The sequence below is a fragment of the Streptomyces sp. NRRL F-5126 genome (assembly GCF_000721265.1).
GTDB lineage: Bacteria > Actinomycetota > Actinomycetes > Streptomycetales > Streptomycetaceae > Streptomyces.
The window spans coordinates 1-313 of the sequence record NZ_JOFZ01000133.1 but is presented as its reverse complement, the minus strand read 5'-3'; the positions used below and the strand labels follow the sequence as shown (position 1 = coordinate 313).

The following is a 313-nucleotide window of genomic DNA, read 5'->3' as shown; positions in this document are numbered from 1 at the left end:
AGCTGTGGGAGAAGCTCGCCCGGGAATCCGGCTTCAACCCGCGAACACCCACCACTACCTCCAGCAGCTCCGGAGGGCCACGCTCATGACCGCGCACCGCCCCGACACCGGGTATCCACTCGTACCGCTGCCCGCCCGCCGGGTGGCAGGTGTGGCCCTGCACGACTTCGCCGCCGCGGCCGGGATGCGCCGGGAGGACACCCTCGGCGTCGCGCTCGGCATGGAGTTCCTGCATGTCGGCTCGCTCGTCCACGACGACATCATCGACGGGGACGAGTTACGGCGCGGGCGCCCCTCGGTCGTCGCCCGCCAC

Annotated in this window: 1 protein-coding gene; it reads left to right on the top strand. The window is 71.9% G+C overall.

The annotated features are described in order from the left end of the window. Positions 1–85: 85 nt before the first annotated feature. Positions 86–313: polyprenyl synthetase family protein (locus tag IH48_RS0132670; RefSeq protein ID WP_030913209.1), on the top strand; the 228-nt coding region annotated here is incomplete at its 3' end.